The sequence below is a fragment of the Enterococcus sp. AZ035 genome (assembly GCF_050548325.1).
GTDB lineage: Bacteria > Bacillota > Bacilli > Lactobacillales > Enterococcaceae > Enterococcus > Enterococcus faecalis.
Genome location: NZ_CP172958.1, coordinates 1,799,737 through 1,824,308, shown reverse-complemented (window position 1 = coordinate 1,824,308; position 24,572 = coordinate 1,799,737). Strand labels below are relative to the sequence as shown.

13 protein-coding genes are annotated in these 24,572 nt (G+C 36.6%); 10 read left to right on the top strand and 3 right to left on the bottom strand.

Annotation, left to right across the window (positions count from 1 at the left end):
- Positions 1 to 8: 8 nt before the first annotated feature.
- Entirely contained in the window at positions 9 to 3,788 is a 3,780-nt protein-coding gene (locus IGL32_RS08775) for an Ig-like domain-containing protein (RefSeq protein ID WP_002379622.1), read from the top strand.
- A gap of 161 nt (positions 3,789 to 3,949) precedes the next feature.
- Positions 3,950 to 4,954: a tryptophan--tRNA ligase gene (trpS, locus tag IGL32_RS08770; RefSeq protein WP_002362895.1), complete on the top strand. Its 1,005-nt coding sequence runs from the start codon at positions 3,950 to 3,952 to the stop codon at positions 4,952 to 4,954.
- Positions 4,955 to 5,007: 53 nt separating this feature from the next.
- On the opposite strand, the gene IGL32_RS08765 is transcribed toward trpS, so the two are convergent.
- Positions 5,008 to 6,786, bottom strand: coding sequence for an ABC transporter ATP-binding protein (locus IGL32_RS08765; protein ID WP_085443777.1), 1,779 nt, complete (start codon positions 6,784 to 6,786; stop codon positions 5,008 to 5,010).
- Positions 6,787 to 6,838: 52 nt separating this feature from the next.
- A complete protein-coding gene (locus IGL32_RS08760; RefSeq protein WP_002359874.1) occupies positions 6,839 to 8,566 on the bottom strand; it encodes an ABC transporter ATP-binding protein in 1,728 nt (575 codons plus the stop codon).
- Between the two features lie 66 nt (positions 8,567 to 8,632).
- Here IGL32_RS08760 and IGL32_RS08755 point away from each other — a divergent pair, with 66 nt between their 5' ends.
- The 8 genes from IGL32_RS08755 (at position 8,633) to IGL32_RS08720 (ending at position 22,225) form a co-directional block, all read left to right on the top strand.
- Positions 8,633 to 9,448 (top strand): MerR family transcriptional regulator, encoded by an 816-nt coding sequence (locus IGL32_RS08755; protein ID WP_002383586.1) that lies wholly within the window; start codon positions 8,633 to 8,635, stop codon positions 9,446 to 9,448.
- Between the two features lie 474 nt (positions 9,449 to 9,922).
- A complete protein-coding gene (locus IGL32_RS08750; RefSeq protein WP_115354549.1) occupies positions 9,923 to 14,422 on the top strand; it encodes an isopeptide-forming domain-containing fimbrial protein in 4,500 nt (1,499 codons plus the stop codon).
- Between the two features lie 538 nt (positions 14,423 to 14,960).
- The gene (locus IGL32_RS08745; protein ID WP_002356852.1) at positions 14,961 to 15,917 is read left to right on the top strand and encodes an ABC transporter permease; all 957 of its coding nucleotides are present in this window, start codon (positions 14,961 to 14,963) and stop codon (positions 15,915 to 15,917) included.
- Between the two features lie 11 nt (positions 15,918 to 15,928).
- Positions 15,929 to 16,852, top strand: a complete 924-nt coding sequence (locus tag IGL32_RS08740) for a carbohydrate ABC transporter permease (protein WP_002359877.1) — start codon at positions 15,929 to 15,931, stop codon at positions 16,850 to 16,852.
- 23 nt (positions 16,853 to 16,875) lie between these two features.
- Positions 16,876 to 18,342, top strand: coding sequence for an ABC transporter substrate-binding protein (locus IGL32_RS08735; RefSeq protein WP_002370392.1), 1,467 nt, complete (start codon positions 16,876 to 16,878; stop codon positions 18,340 to 18,342).
- 70 nt (positions 18,343 to 18,412) lie between these two features.
- Entirely contained in the window at positions 18,413 to 19,048 is a 636-nt protein-coding gene (locus IGL32_RS08730) for a YesL family protein (RefSeq protein WP_002362905.1), read from the top strand.
- A complete protein-coding gene (locus tag IGL32_RS08725; RefSeq protein ID WP_002387241.1) occupies positions 19,002 to 20,732 on the top strand; it encodes a sensor histidine kinase in 1,731 nt (576 codons plus the stop codon). The genes IGL32_RS08730 and IGL32_RS08725 overlap by 47 nt, the downstream gene beginning before the upstream one ends.
- Before the next feature lie 11 nt (positions 20,733 to 20,743).
- Complete coding sequence (locus IGL32_RS08720; protein WP_002387242.1) at positions 20,744 to 22,225, top strand: response regulator transcription factor; 1,482 nt, start codon at positions 20,744 to 20,746, stop codon at positions 22,223 to 22,225.
- Positions 22,226 to 22,265: 40 nt separating this feature from the next.
- Here IGL32_RS08720 and IGL32_RS08715 read toward each other — a convergent pair whose 3' ends face one another.
- Positions 22,266 to 24,407 (bottom strand): GH92 family glycosyl hydrolase, encoded by a 2,142-nt coding sequence (locus IGL32_RS08715; RefSeq protein ID WP_002374433.1) that lies wholly within the window; start codon positions 24,405 to 24,407, stop codon positions 22,266 to 22,268.
- Between the last annotated feature and the right edge of the window lie 165 nt (positions 24,408 to 24,572).

Sequence of the window (24,572 nt, the reverse complement as noted above, 5' to 3'; positions counted from 1 at the left end):
AGCAGAAAATGAGAAAAAAAGCGTATTTTAAAAGTGTAACCATCTTCCTTTCTATTTTGCTTGTTTTTTCCCAGCTTCAATTATTTAGTCTTCCTGCTTATGGGGAAACAGTGAGTGATCAACCGTTACTTTTTCGTTCAGTAGGTGTCGCTCAAAATGGAACGACCTACTATGTGGATGGGGAAGGAGGAAATAATGCCAATGATGGGCAGTCGCCAGCCAGTGCTTGGCGTGATTTTGAAAAAGTGAATCAGACGGAGTTTCAGCCAGGCGACCATCTTTTGCTGAATGCGCAAAGTACCTGGAATAACCAATTGTTGCATCCAAAAGGGAATGGGACAGCGGCACAAAAGATTGTCATTGATTTTTATGATACGAATGACAAAGGAGAAACCATTTTTGAAACAACGCGGCGTCCGATTATTAACGGTGGTGGCACCTACAGCACAGGGACTTTCAAACGTGCAATCTCAGGGGCCGTGCAGTTAGTGAACCAAGAATATTGGAATATTTCAAATTTAGAAGTGACAAATACACCAGAGCTAGATAATCTCGAAGGCTATAAGAAACCAGGAGATGCTCAAAGAGCGGGGATATTAGTACTAGGATATGAACAAAATCGAACGTTCAATAGTGTCACGATAAGGAATAACTATGTTCATGATGTTCAAACAGAATATTATTTGAATCTAAGTGGGAATACTGCAACCAAACGATTAAAAGCGGTAGGTGGAATTATTGTTTTAGGAAGTTGGTTTGATGAGAATGGCAATGTAGTAACGGCAGCCAATGATCATCGAACAACGACTGGATTTAATGATATTTTGATTGAAAATAATGTGATTCAACGAGTGGGACTTGAAGGAATTCGAACAAAAGCTGATTCAGATACCTCAAGAGGCAACACTTTCTACAAAACGTTTTCTAATATTACGATTCGTAATAACTATTTAGAAGATATTGCTGGCGACGGGATTGTCTTGTCAGAAGCCAAAAGTGGCGGTGTCGTCGAAGGAAATGTTGCTGTCCGAATGTGCAATGCCGATTATGGTACACAAAATTACGCGGGCGTTTGGGCAATGTCTGTAGATGACGGACTGTTCCAATATAACGAAGTATACGGAATCAAATATGGATTTAACGATGCTGAAGCTTATGATGTGGACATGCAGTCAAACAATGTTATTTATCAATATAACTATTCACATCATAATACTGGCGGCTTTTTATTGCTTATGTCTGATCAAAAAAATTCGGTTATTCGGTACAATATCTCAGCTAATGACGGCGGTGGTAACCGAGGAACAGGTAAAGACAATCCAGGCGGAGCTGGTGGCTACAATTATAAAGAACAAAGCATTTTCCATTATTGGGTGAAAAATGATGGAGCGGCAATGCCAACTATCCACAATAATACGATTTATGTTGGCGACGGTATTTCAACATCATTATTTGGTGAAGGAAATAGTTCTGACAACAGTGGTACAGTAGCCAATTTTTACAATAATATTTTATACAAAGAAGGTACCGGACAATTAAAATTCTTATCTAATTATCCAACAAATGGGACACAACCAATTGAACGTAAAATGGTCGATAATCCAGAAAAATATTTCAAAAATAATGTTATTTGGCCAAAAGAAATTGCTACAGAAAAAAGTGGTGCAACTGTTGAAAAATTAGTATCAAGTGGAAACATTTTTGAAAAACCACAATTAGAAATCACAGATAACCCTGAAAAAGTGAAAGAGTTGGCAGAGCAAGAATTTACGACATTGAAACCAACAAAAGATAATGTGGTTGAATTTACTTCTAAAGAACGCTTACGTCAGCGAGCACAAATGTTTCGATTAAAAGAAACCTCTCCAGCGATTGGTAAAGGCTTGTCGGAAGTGAACAGTGCGGCCGAAGACTTCTTTGGAAATAGCTTGAAAAATAAATTTTTAGATATTGGTGCGCAACAAGCATCCACAATTGAAAAAAGTATTCGTTATCAAAATCAAGTGTTAGAAATTAGTTCGGCAACAGGTGTGTATCCTAATTTGCCAGAGCAAGTTGAATTAACGTACGAAGAAGTCGTTAATGAAGAAGTGGTTGCGACAGGCAAAAAAGAATTTAAGTTACAATGGGAAGCAATCCCTCAAGAAAAAATTAATACAGCAGGCACAGTTGAAGTTGCAGCAACAGTTATCGGCTTACCGATAGATGCTGTCAAAGTAACAGCCAAGGTCTCTTTTGAGGGTGAACTTGGTGAAGGAAAAGACACCGTTAAACTAAAAACAGCTCAAACTGCCTATGTTCAAAAGAGTGATGGTAACCGAGCATACTCTGCTATAGCAGGCGGTACCGCTGCCATTAGTTCAGGAGACGCCTATAAATATCCTTATGGAGTAAACTATACGGGCAATTACGCATTAAAATTAAAAAATGCTAGTTCTGCGGGGTATAATCGCCGGATTTACGTTGAAATTGATACACAAGAATTGAAGAACTATCAATCACTAAAAAGTGCCAATTTAGAACTAAATGTGATGCGTTATGATGCGTGGAATGGTGCTGGAAATACAAATGATGAACGTTTGAAAAATACGCAGTTCCAAGTAGATGTTTATGGAACAGATACTAATTGGATGAGTAACACCATTACTTGGAACAATGGTCCAAATAATTTAAATGTACCAAATGAAGAATTTATTGCTCGACAATCTTTTACAAATAGTTCAATTATGAATAATCAAAATACAATCTCTATTGATATTAGTAACTATCTACGGAAGCTAATTCAAAGTGGTGAGAAAATTCCAGCCAAGTTAAGTTTCTTATTAGCGATTACAGACAGTCGTTTGCCTGGTTATGATTCTGATAATGCTGGGTTTGATGCTTTTTCAAAAGAAGGCGCACAAAAGGCCTATCAAGACTTTTTAGCAGGCAAATTGACCTTGCCAACTGGTCAACAGCTAACAGAGGATAGTTTAGCTCCTAAAATTGTTTTATCGAATGTTTTCGAAGTCAAACATGAGTCGATTGAGGTTGCGACAGAAGCGGGTCAAGCCCCTAATCTACCAGAAAAAACAACTATTTTTTATTCGGATGGTTCACAACGAGAAGTGACTGTCAATTGGTCAGAAGTTCCAGCATCTTCTTATCAAAAAGAAGGAATATTCACTGTTGTAGGACGAGCAGCAGGTGTTTCACTGCCAATTATTGCCAATGTAAAAGTCACCGCTAAACATATTGTTGGATTCAAGGAATTGCCTACGCTGGATCGACTAACAGGCACCTCGCGAGGCGAACTGAATTTGCCAACTGAAGTAATTGCAAAATTAGATGATGGTAGCGAAACGAAATTGAAGGTTATTTCTTGGGATGACGATGTTAGTAATTATTCGCCAAGTAGCCCGCCAGGTACTTACCAGTTCCCTGCTGCAGTAGAAGAAAAAATAGGAATTGCGAATCCCGATGAACGAAAAATCTTCCAAGTCGTGCAAACTCATGCGATTCCTGAAAGAATTCAATTTGCTACAGAAACAGCCACTATAAAATCAGGCGAAAATTATCAAATTCAATCTAAAGTGATTGGTCAAGCGCCGCACACAGAAACGGATGCTTGGAGCTCGCAAGTAACGTATGAGTTGGTTACACCAGATGCTGGCAATACAGTAAGTGTAGATGAAAACGGTCTGATTAGGACAGAAGCAACGACTGCTGCAGGAAATTATCAAATCAAAGTAACAAGCAAAGTTTTACCGATAGTGACTGCACAATTTTCAATTAAAGTCACAAAATAAATAAACTGTTTGAAGAGGCTGGAACAAGAATTGCTGTACCTTGCAATCTTTCTAGTCTCTTCGATTATCTAGAATCAATAAATATTCTATTGCCTACTATTCATTCTTTTTAAAACAAGGTAAAATAATAAATGAAAGTAAACGATAAAGGTGTGTAGACAATGAATACTATCTTAACAGGTGATCGTCCAACTGGTAAATTGCACCTAGGACATTACGTAGGTTCCTTAAAAAAACGAGTAGAAATGCAAGCAGACCCTACAAATCAATTATTTGTCATGATTGCAGATTTACAAGCATTGACAGATAATGCAAAAAATCCCGAAAAAGTTTCAGCCAATGTTTTAGAAGTTGCTTTGGACTATTTAGCAGTTGGTTTAGACCCTACGAAAACAACAATTTTTATCCAATCGCAAATTCCACAGTTAGCTGAATTAACAATGTACTATCTAAATTTAGTGACCACGTCACGTGTTCGTCGGAATCCAACGGTCAAAGCAGAAATTGAGCAAAAAAAATTTGGGGAAGGTGTTCCGACAGGATTCTTTATATATCCCGTTTCACAAGCAGCTGATATTACTGCCTTTCAAGCGAATTTAGTCCCGGTTGGGGAAGATCAAAAACCAATGTTGGAACAAGCGCAAGAAATTGTGCATAGTTTTAATCAGACGTACGGTGAAGTTTTAGTTAGACCGGAAGCTGTGTTACCACCAAAAGGCATGGGACGCTTGCCAGGAATTGATGGCAACGGAAAAATGAGTAAGTCTTTAGGCAATGGTATTTATCTTTCAGATCCAGCTGAAGTGGTACAGAAAAAAGTAATGAGTATGTATACCGATCCAAATCATATTCGTATAGAGGACCCAGGACAAGTTGAAGGAAATATGGTCTTTACTTACTTGGATGTTTTTGGGAAAAATAAAGAATATATTGAAGAATTAAAAGAGCACTATCGCCATGGCGGTTTAGGAGATGTGAAAATTAAACGTTACTTAATTGATGTCCTAGAAGAAGAACTCGCACCGATTCGTCGACGTCGTGAAGAGCTGGCTAAAAATCCAGAAGCGATTATGGAAATGTTGCATAAAGGAAGTCTTGCTGCTGAAAAAGTGGCAGCACAAACCTTAACAGAAGTCAAAAAAGCGATGGGAATTCAATATTTCTAAGCAATAAAAGAACTGGAACAAGTCAAAAGAAGAATGACTTGTTCCAGTTCTTTTTAAGTGGTTTGAAATTGACTATTATATAAGCTGGCGTAAAGAGTCGGAGTTTGTAATAGTTCCTGATGCGTTCCTTTTTCAATAATATCGCCATTTTTCATCACTAAAATTAAATCAGCATTTTCAATCGTGGATAATCGATGAGCGATAACAAAGCTTGTTCGATTTTCTGTGACAGTTTCCATCGCTTTTTGAATATGGGCTTCTGTTCGTGTGTCCACACTCGAAGTTGCTTCATCGAGAATAACAACGGGCGGATTTGCTAAAATGATTCGGGCGATGGTTAATAACTGTTGTTGCCCTTGTGATAATGCACCATTTTCGCTAGAAATAATTGTGTCATATCCTTGAGGAAGGGTCCGAATAAAATGATCACATTGAGCAATTTTAGCTGCTTCAATTATTTCTTCACGAGAAGCATCTTTTTTTCCATAGGCAATATTATCTGCTACGGTTCCTTCAAATAGCCAAGTGTTTTGTAAAACCATGCCAAATAAATTTCTTAGATTTTGTCGAGAAAGTTTCGTAATATCAATCCCATCAAAAGTAATGGCGCCTTGATTTATTTCATAGAAACGCATTAATAAGTTAACTAATGTTGTTTTACCAGCGCCGGTGGGTCCTACAATAGCCACTGTTTTTTTCGGTTGAACAGAAAAATCAACATTCTTCATTAAAATTTTTTCTGGTGTGTAGCCAAATTGAACATTTTTAAATTCAATGGCTCCTTTAGGAGAAGAAATAGTTTCTAAATGAGTTGCTTCTGGCTGTTCATCAGCTTCATCTAAGATAACAAAAATCCGATCAATGGAAGCCATCGCTGCTTGAATTGAGTTAATGACATAAGAAGCGGTAGAAATCGGCTCAGAAATTTGGTTGATATATTGCAAATACGCTTGCAAGAAACCAATCGTAATACCACCAGATAAAACGAGCATTGCGCCTAAGATAGCACTAATAATAAAAGCCAACTGATTAATAAAACGAATAGCTGGATAAATCGCAAAATTTAGAAACTGTGCTTTTTTAAAGGCACGATAATGTTGTTGATTAACAGCATCAATTGTTTTTTCAGCATTTTGTTGTTGATTAAAGGTTTTTGTGACCAAATTTCCTGCTAAATATTCTTCCATCTTATTATTTAATTGACCTAATTCAGCTTGACTTTGATCAGCAAACACCTTGTTTTTATTCGCGATTTTTGTCGTCATGAAAGTACTGCCGCCAATTAGGAGCAACACTAAAATGGTTAATTTTGCATCAATATAGAACAACATGATTCCTGCAAAAAGGATAGTCACGACGGAAGTGAAAAATTGGTTGATGCCTGTTAAAAGAACTTGTGACAATTGGTTTAAGCCAGTTGTTGAACGACTAATGATATCGCCCACTTGGTGATTGTCAAAGAAGGCCATTGGTAAAGTTTTAAACTTTTTTGTCACTTCTTTTCTAATTCTTAAAGTAACCCGTTCGCTTAAAGAAGCCATTGCTCGTTCCTGAATAAAAGAAGTGATACTACTAATGATTGAAAAGAGAATTAAAAGTAAGACGGGACCTAAGAGCGCTTCTTCAACTAAAGGAAGTGTCATACCTTTGAGCCCGACACGCTTGATAGCTTCTAAGAGGTTATCAATCCCGATTGCCATAATATAGGTCATGGCAACAATTAATAAGTTTCCAATTAAACTGCAGATCATTAGACCATAAAAGATTGGATGCTCAGGTTTAATCATTTTCCAGAAACGTTTAAAGCTTTGAAGATTCATTGTTTTTTTCATTGTATGGCTTGAAAAGAAAACTTTCTTTCAAGCAGTCACATCCTTTCTTTAATTACTTGGGTAAGATACCTTGCGATTTAGCAAAGTCTTGGTAATAGCTATTAGTGGTAAGTAAATCAGCGTGGGTGCCTTGACCAACAATCCTTCCTTCATCTAGGACGATAATGTTGTCAGCGTTCATGATTGTACTTAACCGTTGAGCAACAATGAGTAAAGTTTTGTCCGACATTTGTGCATGTAAAGCGGCACGTAGAGCGGCATCAGTTTTGTAATCTAATGCGGAAAAGCTATCATCGAAAATATAAACGTCTGCCGGTTTGATTAAGGCTCGTGCAATACACATTCTTTGTTTTTGACCACCAGAATAGTTGGACCCGCCTTGTGCTACGAAACTTTCAATCCCTTGTGGTAAGGAATCGATAAATTCAGAAGATTGTGAAATTTCTAGTGCCGTTCTTATTTCTTCTGTAGTTGCTTTGGCATTTCCCATTAATAAGTTTGATAAGATTGTCCCACTGAAAAGAAAGGCTTTTTGTGGCACATAACTGATGACTTGGCGAATCGTTTGCTGAGATAATGAGCGGATATCTGTGCCAGAATAGCTAATCGTGCCGGCTGTGACCTCATTTATTCGTAAAAGTAACTTAACTAAAGTACTTTTACCAGCGCCAGTTGCACCAACAATCGCCGTTGTTTTTCCTTTAGGAATGACAAAACTAACATTTTCTAAAACAGGATCAGCTGTTTCTGTGTATTGAAACGTGACGTGATCGAAGCAAATCAAGGCTTTCTCAGGATGATAAGCAATGGTTGCCTCAGTATGAGGATCGCTAATTTCAATTTCTTCTGACAAAACTTCTTGCAAGCGATTCAAGGAAGCAACGGACCGTGGAATGACAACTAATACCATAGCCGCGATCATTAAGTAGGCCAAAGTTAGAAGCGTATATTCAATCACAGCTGTAACGGTGCCAATTTGTAGGGTGCCTACTGCAACTAAATTACCGCCAAACCACAAAATAGAGGCGTACACAACGCCCATTAATAAAAAGGCAACGGGAGTAATCCAAGCAAAGATTTGATTCACTTTACTCATGCGTTCAGCATAATTTTTAAATGTTTGATTGGTTCGCTGCTCTTCAAAATCTTGATTATTGAACGCACGAATCATATTAATTCCAGTAAAGAACTCTCGTAAAGTCGTAGTAATTCGATCCATTTTTGGTTGAATTTTTAAAGATAAAGGGGTACCTTTTTTCATTAAAAAATAAACAACGACTAAGTAAAATACGATGGAAGCCAATGTTACCCAAGCGAGTGAAACTGAATAAGAAAATGTCATCACTAAGGCAAATAAACTAATAATAGGCGCTGGAAAGATTAATTGGCAAAACAGCACAATCATTGTTTGAACATTATCTACATCGTTGGTCATTCTAGTTAGCAAAGAATTTGAACCAAATTTATCAACATTTTTCATCGAGAATTGTTGAAATTTTTTAAAGAACAATCCTCTAACTTGAAAACCAAATTTAGCAGCTACTAAAGCAGACAAATAGCTAGAAATAATTGCGGCAATTGTTCCAATGAATGCCACAAGAAACATTTGTATGCCAATCGTTTTAATTACTTGTTGGTCACCGCTAACGATGCCCACATCAATCAACTTGCCAACTAATTTAGGGACGCCAAGGGTTCCTGCGATTTGCAAACAGATGGTTAAAGTTGTCGCAAGAACAATCCATTTATTTTCTTTAATAAACTCTTTCATTAATTTCATGAAATTTCCTCCTTAAACAATACCGTTTTAGCTGTTACAAAGAGTCATTGTACACGTTCAAGTAACTTGAATGTCAACAGTAGAAATGCTAAACTTTTTGATGGAGGGAACAGTATGGAAAAAAATTACACAATAAAAGATGTTTCTGAGTTGTTAAATATCCCTAAGTCCACGATTCGTTATTGGGACGAGCAAGGGTTGATTAGTACAACACGCAATGAAGAAAACGGATATCGAACCTTTGATTTAGAAGATTTGTTCAAAATATATGATATTGATTTTTATCGAAAAATGGGGATTCCTATCAAAGATATGTTGAATTTATATAAAAAGACACCTACCGATCTCTATGCCACCATGGAAGCAACAGAAGAACAACTGGGGCAAGAAATAAAAAGGCTTCAACATAAATACAAAGAAATCAAGAAAAGAAAATTACATTTACATGCGTTAATTGATTTAGAAACATTGGTTTTTTCAGATGAACCAATTCCTTTTGATAAAATTGTTGTTGTTGATATTGAGGATCCAGAAGAGATGAAAGTTTACATGGAACACATTTCAACTTTAGGTATTTACGGGGATTTAAGTGAATCCAATGAACTGACGTATGGGATTTGTTTGGCAAATCATGTGAATAAAAAAAGTTTAGATAAAGTGATTTGGCTCAAAGAATCAAGTAGCCAATACAAAGGCTTTATTTTAAAAGTCAATACACAAGATACCCGTTTGAATAATATCGAAGAAGTAAAAAAGCGTTTAGCAAAACAAGGATTTGAAACAGGCATCGTTGTCGGAGAGCATATCTTGACACAACTAGAAGAGGAAAACCAATATATTGAATATTATTATGGTTGGATTGAAATTTTAGGGGAAAAGTAAAACAATTAAAAAAAGGAACTAGCAATAGCAAATGTAGCTAAGCTAGTTTCTTTTTTTGGTAAATGTAATGAAAATTACATGAAAAAAAGTTTTAGTTTTTAAAACAATTTAGAACGAATGTTATTAAAGGGAAAACAATAAAAAAATTACTCTTAAAGCTAGAACTTACCTATGTTTGTAATTTTTTAGGGAAAGTCAATATATTTGCTTCATATAAAACGTGTTATTTAATTCACGATTTTTTGTTGAAATATCGGGTTTTTTCTTTTTTTAGCTAATATAATGTGTTACTTTTTGATTATAAGGAGAAACGGAAAATCGTACGTTAAAAAAAAGTTGTTGTAGCTAAATAAAGAAAGAATTGAAGGTTGAAAAGTATTTTATGGAGGTGGATGTTGAGAAACAATTAGTAATTGTAAAAGTTGTTTGAAGATGATTTGTTTAAGTAAATGAAAAGAACGAAGGAGAATGTAAATGAATAAAGCAGTTAAAAATTTTGTGAGTTACCTTATGATTACCATGCTGTTTATTTTAAATTTGTTACCAATGATGAACGCATTTGCTCAAGAAGTAACAAGTGATGCTGAGAAGACTGTTGAAAAAGACGGGCTCAAAGTAATAGGGAAAATAGAAGATACATCGTCTCAAGAAGATATTAAAACGGTCACTTACGAAGTAACAAATACGCGAGATGTACCAATCAAAGATCTCATTTTAAAACAAAAAAATACCAATGATAGTCCAATCAAATTTGTTTTAGATACTTTAAGTGAAGAGCGAGGACCTACGTCTTTAGAAGAACAAGCAAAGGTTGAAACAAATGAGAAAGATCAAACAACCGATATTAAACTGCTTAACCTTCAACCAAATTCGACAAGAAAGATTACCATAAATGGGCAAATAACTACAAAAGCGTCGAACAAGTTATTGGTCAGCGTACTAATAGAAGATAATGAAAAAGGAACACTAGTAATTGATTTACCTAGTAAAGATATACTAGCAGATAAAGAGTCGGTTTCGAAGGAAAAACAGGAAACTTCAGAAACAAAAGTAGAAAATCAGGCAAACGAAACAGCCTCTTCTACAAATGAAATGACCGCAACTACTAGTAACGAAACAAAGCCTGAAGCAGGAAAGGCGATAGAAAGTATTCAAGAGACAGCACTAACGCAGGCTACCGAAAGTCCTGAGCAACCTCCATTAAAGGCGCAACCTACTGGTCCGTTAGTGCCACCAACACCTGGTCGGGGGTTTAATACACCGATTTATCAAAGCGTTCATAAAGGAGAACTTTTTTCAACGGGAAATACCAACTTAAAAATTGCGAATGAAAATACGGCGGCTGCACAAACATTTTTAAACACACGAGGAGCAAGTAGTGGTTATGCAATTAACAATTTTCCTTTAGAATTTGCAGATGTTGACAATGATCCAAATACGTATAACTCTAGTCGGGCTTATATTGATTTAAATGGTGCAAAAGAGATTGCTTGGGCGGGCTTATTTTGGAGTGCATCTAGATATAAAGGCCCTGCTTACGGAACAAATCTTTCTGATGAAGAAATTAGTGCACCAGTTCAATTTACTACACCAAATGGAACCGTACAGCGTGTTTCGCCCCAAAGGTACCATCGTATCGATCAAGATGCAACAAACCCAGGACAACGTTTCGGGTACAATAACACTGGATTTTCTAATTATGCAGATGTAACTTCAATTTTACAAGGGGATAAAAGTGCGACAGGGAGTTATACGTTGGCAGATATTCCTATGACAAGTAGTTTAAATGGTCAATATCAATATTATAACTTTAGTGGTTGGAGTTTGTTTGTTGTTACAAAGGATCAGGCAAGTAAGTCAAGAGCTTTTAGTATTTACTATGGAGCACGTGGTAATGCTGCTGGAACCAATAATGAATTTACTATGAGCAACTTTTTAACAGCAAAACAAGGAAATCTTGATCCAATTGTGACCTGGTTTACTGTTCAAGGAGATAAATACTGGACTGGAGACAACGCACAAATTAAAAATAGCGCAGGAACTTGGGTAAATATTTCGAACACGCTCAATCCAGTTAACAATGCTATGAACGCAACTGTGACAGATAACGATGAACATATGGTAGACAAGTATCCAGGGAAATTTGCGCCGGATCATCCTAATTTTTTAGATATTGATATCGATCGTATGGCAATTCCCGAAGGTGTTTTAAATGCTGGACAAAACCAAATTAATTTTAGAACAACAAGTAGTGGTGACGATTATTCTACGAATGCGATTGGTTTTGCTGTAAACGCAGAAACGCCTGAATTTGAAATTAAGAAAGAAATTGTGGAACCAAAAGAAACTTACAAAGTTGGTGAAACAATCACGTATCGTGTCTCACTAAAAAATACAAAAGCTGATTCTGAAGCGATAAATTCAGTCTCGAAGGATGCACTAGATGGTCGCTTAAATTATTTGCCAGGCTCTTTAAAAATTATTAGTGGACCAAATTCTGGTGAAAAAACGGATGCTTCAGGCGATGATCAAGCTGAATATGATGAAACCAATAAACAAATTATAGTCCGTGTCGGCAATGGTGCAACTGCTACACAAGGAGGTAGCTACAAAGCTGATACAGCTGAAACAATTTACGAATTTAAAGCGCGGATAAATGAACGAGCAAAAGCAAATGAATTAGTGCCTAATAGCGCAACCGTTGAGGCAGTAGATATTTTAACATCTGCAAAAGTCAACGAAACTTCTAATATAGTAGAAGCAAAAATTGCGGACGAACAAGTAACTGGCAAATTAACCGCAACAAAAACCGTTAATAACGCCAAACCAAAACTAGGGGAAGAAATCGAATACACCATCAGCTTCCGCAACACTATCGAAAACGGCATCCTAAACAAAGTAGTTATCACAGACCAACTGCCAAAAGGACTGACATATGTCAAAGATAGCCTAACAAGTGTTGGTGATGAACCAAAGCCAACCAGCTTGAAAGAAACCAACGGCACAATCACAGCGGAATACCCAAGTATCACCGATATGAAAGAACGGAGTATTCGCTTCAAAGTGATCGTTAACGAAGAAGCCAAAGCGGGCGAAACAATTCTCAACAAAGCCAAAGTAGATGACACAGTTAATCCACCAGAAGAACCAGAGGTGCCTGTGGTACCAGAAACGAACGCAGGCAAACTAGCCGCAACAAAAACCGTTAATAACGCTAAACCAAAACTAGGCGAAACTATCGAGTACACAATTAGCTTCCGCAATACCATCGAAAACGGCGTCCTAAACAAAGTAGTTATCACAGACCAACTACCAAAAGGACTGACGTATGTCAAAGATAGCCTAACAAGTGTCGGTGATGAACCAAAACCAACCAGCTTGAAAGAAATCAACGGCACAATCACAGCGGAATACCCAAGTATCACTGATACAAAAGAGCGGAGTATTCGTTTCAAAGTGATCGTTAACGAAGAAGCTAAGGCAGGCGAAACAATTCTCAACAAAGCCAAAGTAGATGACACAGTTAATCCGCCCGAAGAACCAGAGGTGCCTGTGGTACCAGAAACGAACGCAGGCAAATTAACCGCAACAAAAACCGTTAATAACGCCAAACCAAAATTAGGGGAAGAAATCGAGTACACAATCAGCTTCCGCAACACCATCGAAAACGGCGTCCTAAACAAAGTAGTTATCACAGACCAACTACCAAAAGGGCTGACGTATGTCAAAGATAGCCTAACAAGTGTCGGTGATGAACCAAAACCAACCAGCTTGAAAGAAATCAACGGCACAATCACAGCGGAATACCCAAGTATCACCGATACAAAAGAGCGGAGTATTCGTTTCAAAGTGATCGTTAACGAAGAAGCCAAGGCAGGCGAAACAATTCTCAACAAAGCCAAAGTAGATGACACAGTTAATCCGCCCGAAGAACCAGAGGTGCCGGTGGTACCAGAAGCGAAAGAAGGCAAATTAACAGCAACAAAAACCGTTAATAACGCTAAACCAAAACTAGGGGAAGCGATCGAGTACACAATCAGTTTCCGCAATACCATCGAAAACGGCGTCCTAAACAAAGTAGTTATCACAGACCAACTACCAAAAGGACTGACGTATGTCAAAGATAGCCTAACAAGTGTCGGTGATGAACCAAAACCAACCAGCTTGACAGAAGCCAATGGCACAATCACAGCAGAATACCCAAGTATCACCGATATGAAAGAACGGAGTATTCGTTTCAAAGTGATCGTTAACGAAGAAGCGAAAGCGGGCGAAACAATTCTCAACAAAGCCAAAGTAGATGACACAGTTAATCCGCCCGAAGAACCAGAGGTGCCGGTGGTACCAGAAGCGAAAGAAGGCAAACTAGCCGCAACAAAAACCGTTAATAACGCCAAACCAAAACTAGGCGAAACTATCGAGTACACAATTAGCTTCCGCAACACCATCGAAAATGGTGTCCTAAACAAAGTAGTTATCACAGACCAACTACCAAAAGGACTGACGTATGTCAAAGATAGCCTAACAAGTGTCGGTGATGAACCAAAACCAACCAGCTTGAAAGAAGCCAACGGCACAATCACAGCGGAATACCCAAGTATCACCGATACGAAAGAACGGAGTATTCGTTTCAAAGTGATCGTTAACGATGAAGCGAAAGCGGGCGAAACAATTCTCAACAAAGCCAAAGTAGGTGATGGCATCAATCCACCAGAAGAACCAGAAGTGCCCATTACGCCTGAAGAACCAGCGAAAAATAAAAAGGAAACAAACAAAGTTGTTACAGACCAGAACAAACCTACAAAAAATAGTAAAAATGAAATTGCCATAAACAAGAAAGAAACGTCTAAATCATCCTATTTACCAAAAACAGGAGAAAAAGTTCAAAAAATATTTGCGTATCTGGGTGTAGGACTGATCTTAATTGTATTAATTCTCTATGTTATAAAGAGAAACAAAGAAAAAGAGGAGTAAACAAAATCGATTGTTTTAGAACGACTAATTAGCTGAAAATTTAAGAGTTGACGACATAAGTCAAAATGACCTATGTCGTCAACTCTTTTTGATTTATAACAAGAAATCCAACATATTGTGTGTGCATAAAGGCAAATAGAAAAATAGTAGTGAAATAGCTAGTAATAATAAAGAACCAGCTTGCATTAAAACTGCAAAAAAATAAACTATAATTAAACGAATTGCTCTAGTGTTTTTTACGGATAAAATTCAAAAATAGTCCTCCTCAAAAATAATTAGAGGATATCCTTTGTGAAACTATCAAGTTCTCAGATTTTATAAAACAAATACACGCTAGCAAAATCGCTTTATGAGTGAGGTTTAGCCAATTGTTTTTAAGGTTCTTAAACAGTTGTAAAAAAAATATCAGATAAACGTTTTCACAAAGAACAGTCATTTCGGTAAATTTTTACCTTAAAATGACACAAAATCTATAATTTGTTTCTCAAATCCTATAATTTGTTCCTTAAAAAGATATTATGAAAACGCTATTATATTTATGAAAGGAGCGAAACGAATGAAGAAGAAAAACGGGTTTTTTCAAAATGTATGGCGTTATAAGGCCTTAATCCTTATGGCGTTACCAGGATTTATCTGGTTTATATTTTTCTTCTATATACCAGTCTTAGCCAATGTGGTCGCATTTAAAGATTTTCATATTTCACCAGATGGTTTCTTAGCTAGTCTAAGAGAAAGTCCTTGGGTTGGTTTTGAAAACTTTAAATTTTTATTTGCGTCAAAAGATGCTTGGTTAATTACTAGAAACACCATTTTGTACAATGTCGTCTTTTTAGCCTTTAACTTATTCTTCGCGATTGCTTTTGCTATTATTATGAGTGAATTAAGAAATCGTCGCTTGGTTAAAGTTTATCACACGATGTCATTGCTACCATATTTCTTATCTTGGATGGTTATTAACTATTTTGTTTATGCCTTTTTAAGTCCAGATAAAGGGATTTTGAATCAATGGATTACTGGTAATGGCGGCACAATGATTAACTGGTATGCAGATCCACGTTGGTGGCCAGTAATTTTTGTCTTCCTAAATGTTTGGAAGAGTCTAGGCTACAACAGTATTATCTACTATGCTTCTGTGATGGGGATTGATCCGACATACTATGAAGCAGCGATGGTGGATGGTGCCAACAAATGGCAACAAATAAAAAATGTTACGATTCCACAAATTTTACCAATGATGTCTGTTTTATTAATTTTAAACATCGGCGGTATCTTCAGAGCAGACTTTGGTTTGTTCTACATCGTACCAAGAAACTCAGGTGCGCTTTACAACGTGACAAGTGTGTTAGATACCTATATTTACAATGGCTTAACGGCTACTGGTGATGTAGGCATGACGGCAGCTGCAGCGTTATATCAATCTGTCGTTGGGGCATGTTTGTTATTAATTGCGAATTTAGTTGTTCGTCGAATTGAACCAGATTCAGCACTATTTTAGGAGGAAGGATTATGAAAAAGAAAAAAGTCACTAGCGTTAACGTTCGATCCTTCAACCCGACAGCGAATTTGATTTTCAATATTGTCATTGCTATTTTTGCTATTTCCTGTGTGGTTCCGTTTTTCTTTGTTATTATGATTTCATTGACAAGTGAAGGATCATTAGCAGCAAACGGCTACCGGTTTTGGCCAAAAGAATTTTCATTGGAGGCCTATCGTTACATTTTCCAAGGGGCAATGAGTCAACGCATTATTCATGCCTTAGGGGTAACGGTCTTCATTACGGTGACAGGGACGATTGTCAATGCAACAATGACGTCATTATATGCCTATGTCATTTCTCGTTCCAACTTTCCATTTAAAAAATTCTTTACATTGTTTGCGTTAATTACAATGTTATTTTCACCAGGGATGGTTGCGAACTATTTAGTAATGACAAACTTATTGCAATTGAAAGATACAATTTGGGCGTTAATTTTGCCTTTAGCTTTAGGACCATTTAATATTTTAGTGATGCGAACGTTTTTCAAGAAAACCGTGCCTGACAGTATTATTGAATCGGCACGTATTGATGGCGCAAGTGAAATGCGCATTTTTGTCAGCATTGTGTTACCACTAGCCGTTCCAGGGATTGCCACAATTAGTTTGTTTGCGGCTTTGGGTTATTGGAACGATTGGTTCAATGCGTTACTTTACATTCAAAAAGATACCTTGGTACCATTACAGTATTTATTGATGAAAATTCAAAACAACTTAGAGTTCTTATCAAGAAGTACGGATATGGGTGCAGCAGCACAAGAAGGCTTAGGCGTTCTACCAAGTGAATCGGCTCGAATGGCGATTGTTGTCTTATCTACGTTACCAATTGCGTTAACTTACCCATTCTTCCAAAAATATTTCGTGGGTGGTTTAACAATCGGCGGCGTGAAAGAATAAAATTGTACAGGAGGAAATAAGGAATGAAAAAATGGCAAAAAGGATTAGCCGTAGCTGGCGCAGCAGCTTTAGCTGTAGGACTAAGCGCGTGCGGTAAATCTTCAAAAGATGCAGCGTCAAAAGGTGATGATAGTACACCAACGTTATTAATGTATCGTGTTGGGGACAAACCAGATAATTATGACCAATTAATCGATAATGCGAATAAAATTATCGAGAAAAAAATTGGGGCAAAATTAAAAATGGAATTTGTTGGTTGGGGCGATTGGGACCAAAAAATGTCAACAATCGTTGCTTCTGGTGAAAGCTATGATATTTCATTAGCACAAAATTATGCAACGAATGCACAAAAAGGCGCCTATGCTGATTTAACTGATTTAGCACCTAAATATGCCAAAGAAGCCTATGATCAATTGCCAGATAACTATATTAAAGGAAATACGATTAATGGAAAACTGTATGCGTTTCCAATTTTAGGTAACTCTTACGGTCAACAAGTTTTAACTTTTAATAAAGAATATGTCGATAAATACAATTTAGATATTAGTAAAGTCGATGGTAGTTATGAAAGTGCAACGGAAGTTCTAAAAGAATTCCATAAAAAAGAACCAAATATTGCTGCTTTTGCTATCGGCCAAACATTCTTTGCAACAGGTAATTATGACTTCCCTATTGGTAACCAATATCCATTTGCAGTAAAAACAACTGATACTGGCTCACCAAAAATTATTAACCAATATGCCGACAAAGACATGATTAATAACTTAAAAGTCTTGCATCAATGGTATAAAGATGGCTTGATTCCAACAGATGCTGCTACAAGTACAACACCATATGACTTAAATACCAATACTTGGTTTATGCGTCAAGAAACACAAGGACCTATGGATTATGGTGATACAATCTTAACACAAGCTGCTGGCAAACCACTTGTTTCTCGTCCACTAACAGAACCATTAAAAACAACAGCTCAAGCGCAAATGGCTAACTATGTTGTTGCAAACACGTCTAAAAACAAAGAAAAATCTGTTGAATTGTTAGGTTTATTAAACAGCAATCCAGAATTGTTAAACGGACTTGTTTATGGTGAAGAAGGCAAACAATATGAAAAAGTTGGCGATGATCGTGTGAAATTGTTGAAAGATTACACACCAACAACTCATTTGAGTGCTTGGAACACAGGAAACAACTTAATCATTTGGCCAGAAGAATCTGTCACTGAAGAAATGGTTAAAGAACGTGATAAGAGCATCGAAGAAGCAAAAGATTCACCAATTCTTGGTTTTACTTTTGTAAATGATAAAGTGAAAACTGAAATCACTAACGTTGCTACAGTTATGAACCGTTACGCAGCAAGCTTAAATACAGGAACTGTTGATCCAGAAGAAACACTTCCAAAATTAATGGATGACCTAAAAACAGCTGGCTGGGATAAAGTTCAAAAAGAAATGCAAACACAATTAGACGAATATATCCAATCTCAAAAATAATCACAGGAGGCTGAGGCATTAGCTGAGCGCTTTTGGCTTAGCCTTTTACATAATAGAAAGGAAGAGGAAGATGGAAAGTACAGGGATTCAACGGTTGTTTTACCTTTCCTGGACAGTAATCAAACTAAATTTACTGTTTGTTTTATTTAGTTTAGCTGGAGGGATTATTTTTGGTGTTGGTCCAGCACTCCAAATGATGACTGATTTCATTTTGGAAGAGGGCATGAATTATCAAGCAATCACCGTTAAACGAGCATTTGAATCATGGAAAGCACATTTTAAAAGAAGTAACTGTTATTTTTTACTTTTTCTCTTCACTTTAGGATTTGTTTTTTATAATATTTATTTAGCCGTTCAATTTACCGGAATAATGTGGTTAATTATTACATTTATTTTATTTTTTGTTTCCCTAATACTCGTTATTTTTTACATTTATATGCTACTATATGAAGGAAGCTATTTTATCTCAACTATTGATTTAATGAAGCTTTCATTTATCAGTATCTTTTTAAACCTCGGTGTATTTTTTAAAGTCTTATTCGGTGTAATTAGTATCGTTGCTTTAACTTGGAAAATGAAAGGACTGCTACTATTTGCTTCGTTTGCCTTAATTATGATGTGGTGTGCCTATGTCACGCGCAAAAATCGCCAGTTTATTGATGGAAAGTTGGAACAAAATGAAGCGAATCTTCAAAAAACTGTTTAAAAAAAAATATTTATTAAATCGATTAGTACAAAAATACAGTCTACTGTTAACAAGTATTATTTTGTTAACGGTGGCTGCTTTGTGCGTTTATGTTACTTATACAATTAACTTATCAATTGATTCACAAAAAAATAACGCCGTTTCCCAAATTGACAGCTATGTAACGAATAAAAATAATGCAGCGACGAATATGATTAATGAATTAGCTGGCTCTGCAAGTAAAATTGAAAACATGCGAAAATATATGGAACTTTCTCCTCCTGAGTATTTTGACTATACTTACAGTCAATGGTCGGAAGATCGGGTCAGTACCCACTTTGGAAATAATTTAAGTACATTATTTAGCACCTTTCCTGACTTAGAAGAAGTGATTATTCGCTTAGATGAATTTGATCAGGTTTTGTTCGCCAATCGCACAGCTACAAATGGAAAAAAAATGGATATGTCATCAATTAAAAAACATGGCTTTCAACTAATGCGAATTATCTCCGATCCTTATACAGGACAACCACTGGGAGAATTGTACACTGTGTTTTCAAGTCAAGAATTGCTAGGCAACCAAGCAGACTTATTGAAAAAATCAGGTATTAATGCGTTTATCTATGATAGTGCTGGGAATCAAATTTTTTCTGAAAAAGCGCAATTTACCAAAGAAGAAGAGCGGCAACTAGATAAAAGAATGCACACCGATAGTGACATTCAACAGGTTTTTCATAATCGCTACGATATTACGGAAATAGAAAGCAGTGGCCGGAGTACCATTCTCTTATTAACAAGCCGCCGAGTCTTATTTCAACAATTGTTTATGAATTATGCGGCCATTTTAGGGATTGGGTTACTTTTGATTGTTATTTTATTAGTGGGCTTAAACCGCCTATTTAAACGCTATTCTCAACAAGTCCAATTAATTTTAGAAGCGACACGAGCCATTGGCGATGGCAATTTAAAAGAACGAATTGACACGAATCAAGTTCAGGAAGAGTTGAATGATATTGCTTCCGCAATTAATTTTATGGTAGACAGTTTAGATCAATACATTCACGATATTTATACTTTAGAAATTAAGCAACGTGATGCCCACATGAGAGCGTTACAGTCGCAAATTAATCCTCATTTTCTTTATAATACATTGGAATATATTCGCATGTATGCCTTGAGTCGGCAACAAGAAGAACTAGCTGATGTTGTCTATGCTTTTTCAACGTTACTTAGGAATAATATTAACCAAGAAAAAACCACGACCTTGGCAGAGGAAATCTCATTTTGCGAAAAGTATGTGTATTTGTATCAAATGCGTTATCCCGATCAATTTGCCTATAAGTTCGAAATAGAAGAAACAATTGCTGATGTTGAAATTCCTAAGTTCATCATTCAGCCGCTCGTCGAAAATTATTTTGTGCATGGTATTGACTATCAACGACAAGACAATGCTATCAAGGTCCACGCCTACCGAGAAGGCGAAAAAATTATTGTGGCTGTTGTGGATAATGGAAAAGGAATCACCGCCAATCGGTTAGAGGAAATTCGCGAACGTTTAAATCAAACAGAAATAGACACGGAACAATCCATTGGGTTAAGAAATGTTCATGAACGTTTACAACGCTTTTTTGGGGAGAGTTATGGTTTAACCATTGAAGGGAAAGAAGGAGAAGGGACGACAATTCGTCTTTCGTTTGTAGCATAAGGGGTGAAAAGATGTATCGAGTGATGTTTGTTGATGATGAATATATGATTTTAGAAGGCTTAAAATGGATTATTCCTTGGCAAGAGTTAGGCTTTGAAATTGTTAAAACAGCGCGTAGTGCGCAAGAAGCATTGGCTTTTTTAGAAACAGAATCCATTGATGTTTTATTAACAGATATTACGATGCCAGAAATGAGCGGGATCGAATTAATTGAGCAAGCAAAGAAAAAAGGACATCAATTTATTAGTTTAATTTTATCAGGTTATCAAGAGTTTGATTACGTCAAAAAAGGCATGGCTTTGCAGGTCCAAGATTATCTTTTGAAACCAGTCAATAAACAAGAACTATTAGCCAATATCCAGAGAATTAAAATAGAATTGGACCAACAAAAAAAATCCCATGCCCGCGTGCGTCTATATCTAGAAAATGGCTTGATGCGTTGGCTTAATGATGAAATCAGCGAAGGGGAATACGAAGAGTTAATGCAGCAATTTGCGACTATAAAACCAGGTGATTTTACCGTTTTATTGGTTGAAGCTGAGATGTCATTTTTAGAAACAATCAAGGAACTATTTATGAAAAAAGGCCAACTGTTATTCATTGAAAGTTGGATGAGTACGTACCACCAATTGTTACTTATCTATAAAGGGGCCAGACAAGAAGCGTTCTTATTTATTCGTGAAATTGAAGCGATTCTAGCTGGTCAAGGTCAGATTTTTGTAGGGGAATCTGTCAATGAATGGGAAACGGTTTATGAAAGTTATGAGAAAGTAAAACAGTTGCAAGCAATTGAAACGTTTTATCAAGAATTTCTGCCAAATAATCAAAAAGAACAAATGAATCGTTCGGCAGAAGATTTTACTTTCCTAGCGTTTAACCAAGCCTTGATGATTGGGGATATGCAGACCATTCAACGGGAATTAGATGCTATTTTCAATCAGTTAAGTCAACAACACGCTACGCCAGAATATGTACGCTATGTAGTCTTCTTACTTTTTTCAGATATTTCCCGTCAGTATCCAACTGTGTTAGAAGAAAACTATGAAAAAATCGTGGAAGAAATTCGAGCCAGCAACAATCTTAATACACTGTATGCGTTAATGCAGCAAGTCTTGGCAGAAGTGAAAAATAAACCTAAAATAAAAAAATATTCAGAAAGTGTTAGCCAAGCTGTAGAAAGAATTGAACAAGGCTATTTAGAAGAATTAAACTTAAAAACGGTGGCGGATGAGCTTCATTTGAACCCTAGTTATTTAGGCCAAATTTTTAAAAAAGAAACCAAGCGGAGTTTTTCTCAATATTTGAATCAAGTGCGTACCAAGCATGCCCAGAAATTATTATTGTACACGGATGATACAATCAACGAAATTTCAGAAAAAGTAGGATTTAACAATACCAACTATTTTTCAAAAATGTTTAAAAAATTAAATGGAATTACGCCAAAAGAATTTCGAGAGCAATACCAATCAAATTACGCAGGTGTCGAAGAATAAAAAGAAAGATGTTCAATTTTTATGAACATCTTTCTTTTTATTATTTTTCCGTGCTTAATGAAAACGGTCGTTCTGCTGTGTTTTGTGGATTCGGGACGATCCCTAATTGATAATCTAAAGTCCCGCCATTTAATAGTTCTTGATGAGTAAAATAAGGCGCAGTATGTTTTTCTTGGTTTAACTGAATTTCATGAATAAATTGTTGTTGGACTTTGTTTGGTGATGTCTGAATGGTTAACTGTTTACCATTTGATAGTTTTACTTCCGCCGTCTGGACTAAAGGCATCCCGATTACATATTCACCAGTTCCTGGTGTGACGGGATAAAAGCCTAAGCTATTAAAAATATACCAAGCAGACATGCTGCCATTGTCTTCATCACCTGGATAGCCAGTTGGTGAAGCATCAAATGTTTGCATTAGTTGTTTTAAAAGTGGTTGAGCCATCTCTGGTTTGCCGATGTAGCTGAATAGAAACGGATAATGGAAACTTGGTTGATTTGAGATGGCTAATTGACCAAAATCAATTGCCGCCATTTCACTCATTTCATGAATTTCAAAACCATAGCCTTCAACGTTAAAGTTAGGCGCTTGATTGCATAGCTGAATTAATTTTTTTTCGAAAGCTAACTCGCTACCATATAGCTTAATCAAACCTGCAAAATCTTGATAAACCGCAAAACTTGATTGCCAAGCACTTCCTTCGGCGTAATCTTTGCCCCAACGAATATCTAAAAAGTCAGGACGGAAATTGCCTTCAGTATCCTTTGCTTGCATAAAGCCAGTTTCAGGATTAAAAAGTTGTTGATAATTCAAGGCTTGTTGACGATAAAACGTTGCGGTCTCTGAATCATTCAATGTTTTTGCAACTTGCGAAATACAGAAATCGCTGTACGCATAATCTAAGGTATGATTGACAGATTCATGATAGGTTGAAGGAACATAGCCATATTTTAGATAATCCAGAGTTCCTTGACGTCCATAATTTTCTCGTTCGCTTTGTTGTGTAGCGCCTTTTTTCATCGCTTCTAGGAACTGAGGCATCAAGTCAGGACGAATCTTTTTCACGGCGGCATCAGCAATGACAGCGTCAATCAAGGTGCCGGGCATTAAACCACGCTCATCTGGAGATAACCATTTTGGCAAGAAACCTGTTTCGTTGTAACTATTTAAAAAGCCTTCTAGCATCTCTTCGTATTTTTCTTGAGCAATTAGTGAGAACAATGGGTAGACCGTTTTATAAGTATCCCAAAAGCCATTATTGGTATATAGTACACCAGGACGAACCGTTTGCGAGAACGTATCATAATGAATCGGCTGCTGATTTTCGTCCAATTCATAAAAGGTTTGCGGAAATAGGAATGTTCGATACAGTGTATGATAAAACGTTTTAGTATGTTCAGGGTTTTCATGCGTTACTTTAAGGCGATCGAAATAATTATGCCAATCTGCGATTCCTTGTTGCAGCATCTCAGTAGAACGCAAAGAGATTTCTCGCGCTAAATTTAACTGCGCTTGTTTTTCAGAAATAAATGAACTACTAAAATGAACAACTTGTTGAGCAATATTTCCAAAAGAAAGAAGGATTTTGCCATCTTCACCTGAAGAAGGGGCAAACCATTTGGTTAAAGGCTGTTCAAAATGAAGCACAAAATAAAAACTAAAATCTGGATCTTCACAACCAGAATAGTTGATGACTTTTACAGCCACTTGATGGTCATCTAATTGTTTTACTTGATAACGTCCAGGCAGAGTTAGTAGTAAGTGATTATCTTTTTGTTGATAATCAATGGTTAAGATACCACCATACATGCTTGGGATTAATTGAGAAGTTATTTGATAGCGTAATTGAGTTAAGTTAATTTCGACAGGAGAAAAAAGGCTTTCTTCTGGACGATAAGAACTTTGGGCATGGAATAAAGAAAGTTCCGACAATGAACCACTGACAGGGGTCATTAATAAATGACTAAAATCACCCATCCAAGGACTTGGTTGATGCGTTACTCGATAGCCTTGAAATGTTCGATCTTCTGGATGAAACCACCAGCTGCCTTTTTGGTCAGTTGTTTGCGGGGCGTAAAAGTTCATCCCAAATGGCACGCCAGTATAGGGTAGACAATTTCCATTTGAAAAACTATGTTGGTTGGCAGTTCCGTGTCGCGTATCAATCGCTTGAATATTCATGAAAGTAGCTCCTTTGTTTTAAATGATATATCATATAGGCTGATTATAGCACAAAAAACAAGAAATGAAAGCGTATTTATTCGCTTTTTTATTTATTTTTAACGAATTGGTATATTCAATTTGAAGAGGGAATTGACAAGCATGTTACAATGGATAAGGAATCGA

What these genes read in the sequence shown, in the direction of transcription:
- IGL32_RS08745 (WP_002356852.1), top strand. Translation starts at nt 14,961, where the DNA reads ATGAAAGGAGCGAAACGAATGAAGAAGAAAAACGGGTTTTTTCAAAAT.
- IGL32_RS08750 (WP_115354549.1), top strand. Translation starts at nt 9,923, where the DNA reads ATGAATAAAGCAGTTAAAAATTTTGTGAGTTACCTTATGATTACCATG.
- IGL32_RS08730 (WP_002362905.1), top strand. Translation starts at nt 18,413, where the DNA reads ATGGAAAGTACAGGGATTCAACGGTTGTTTTACCTTTCCTGGACAGTA.
- IGL32_RS08740 (WP_002359877.1), top strand. Translation starts at nt 15,929, where the DNA reads ATGAAAAAGAAAAAAGTCACTAGCGTTAACGTTCGATCCTTCAACCCG.
- IGL32_RS08735 (WP_002370392.1), top strand. Translation starts at nt 16,876, where the DNA reads ATGAAAAAATGGCAAAAAGGATTAGCCGTAGCTGGCGCAGCAGCTTTA.
- IGL32_RS08715 (WP_002374433.1), bottom strand. Translation starts at nt 24,407, where the DNA reads ATGAATATTCAAGCGATTGATACGCGACACGGAACTGCCAACCAACAT.
- IGL32_RS08775 (WP_002379622.1), top strand. Translation starts at nt 9, where the DNA reads ATGAGAAAAAAAGCGTATTTTAAAAGTGTAACCATCTTCCTTTCTATT.
- IGL32_RS08765 (WP_085443777.1), bottom strand. Translation starts at nt 6,786, where the DNA reads ATGAAAAAAACAATGAATCTTCAAAGCTTTAAACGTTTCTGGAAAATG.
- trpS (WP_002362895.1), top strand. Translation starts at nt 3,950, where the DNA reads ATGAATACTATCTTAACAGGTGATCGTCCAACTGGTAAATTGCACCTA.
- IGL32_RS08720 (WP_002387242.1), top strand. Translation starts at nt 20,744, where the DNA reads ATGTATCGAGTGATGTTTGTTGATGATGAATATATGATTTTAGAAGGC.
- IGL32_RS08725 (WP_002387241.1), top strand. Translation starts at nt 19,002, where the DNA reads ATGGAAAGTTGGAACAAAATGAAGCGAATCTTCAAAAAACTGTTTAAA.
- IGL32_RS08760 (WP_002359874.1), bottom strand. Translation starts at nt 8,566, where the DNA reads ATGAAATTAATGAAAGAGTTTATTAAAGAAAATAAATGGATTGTTCTT.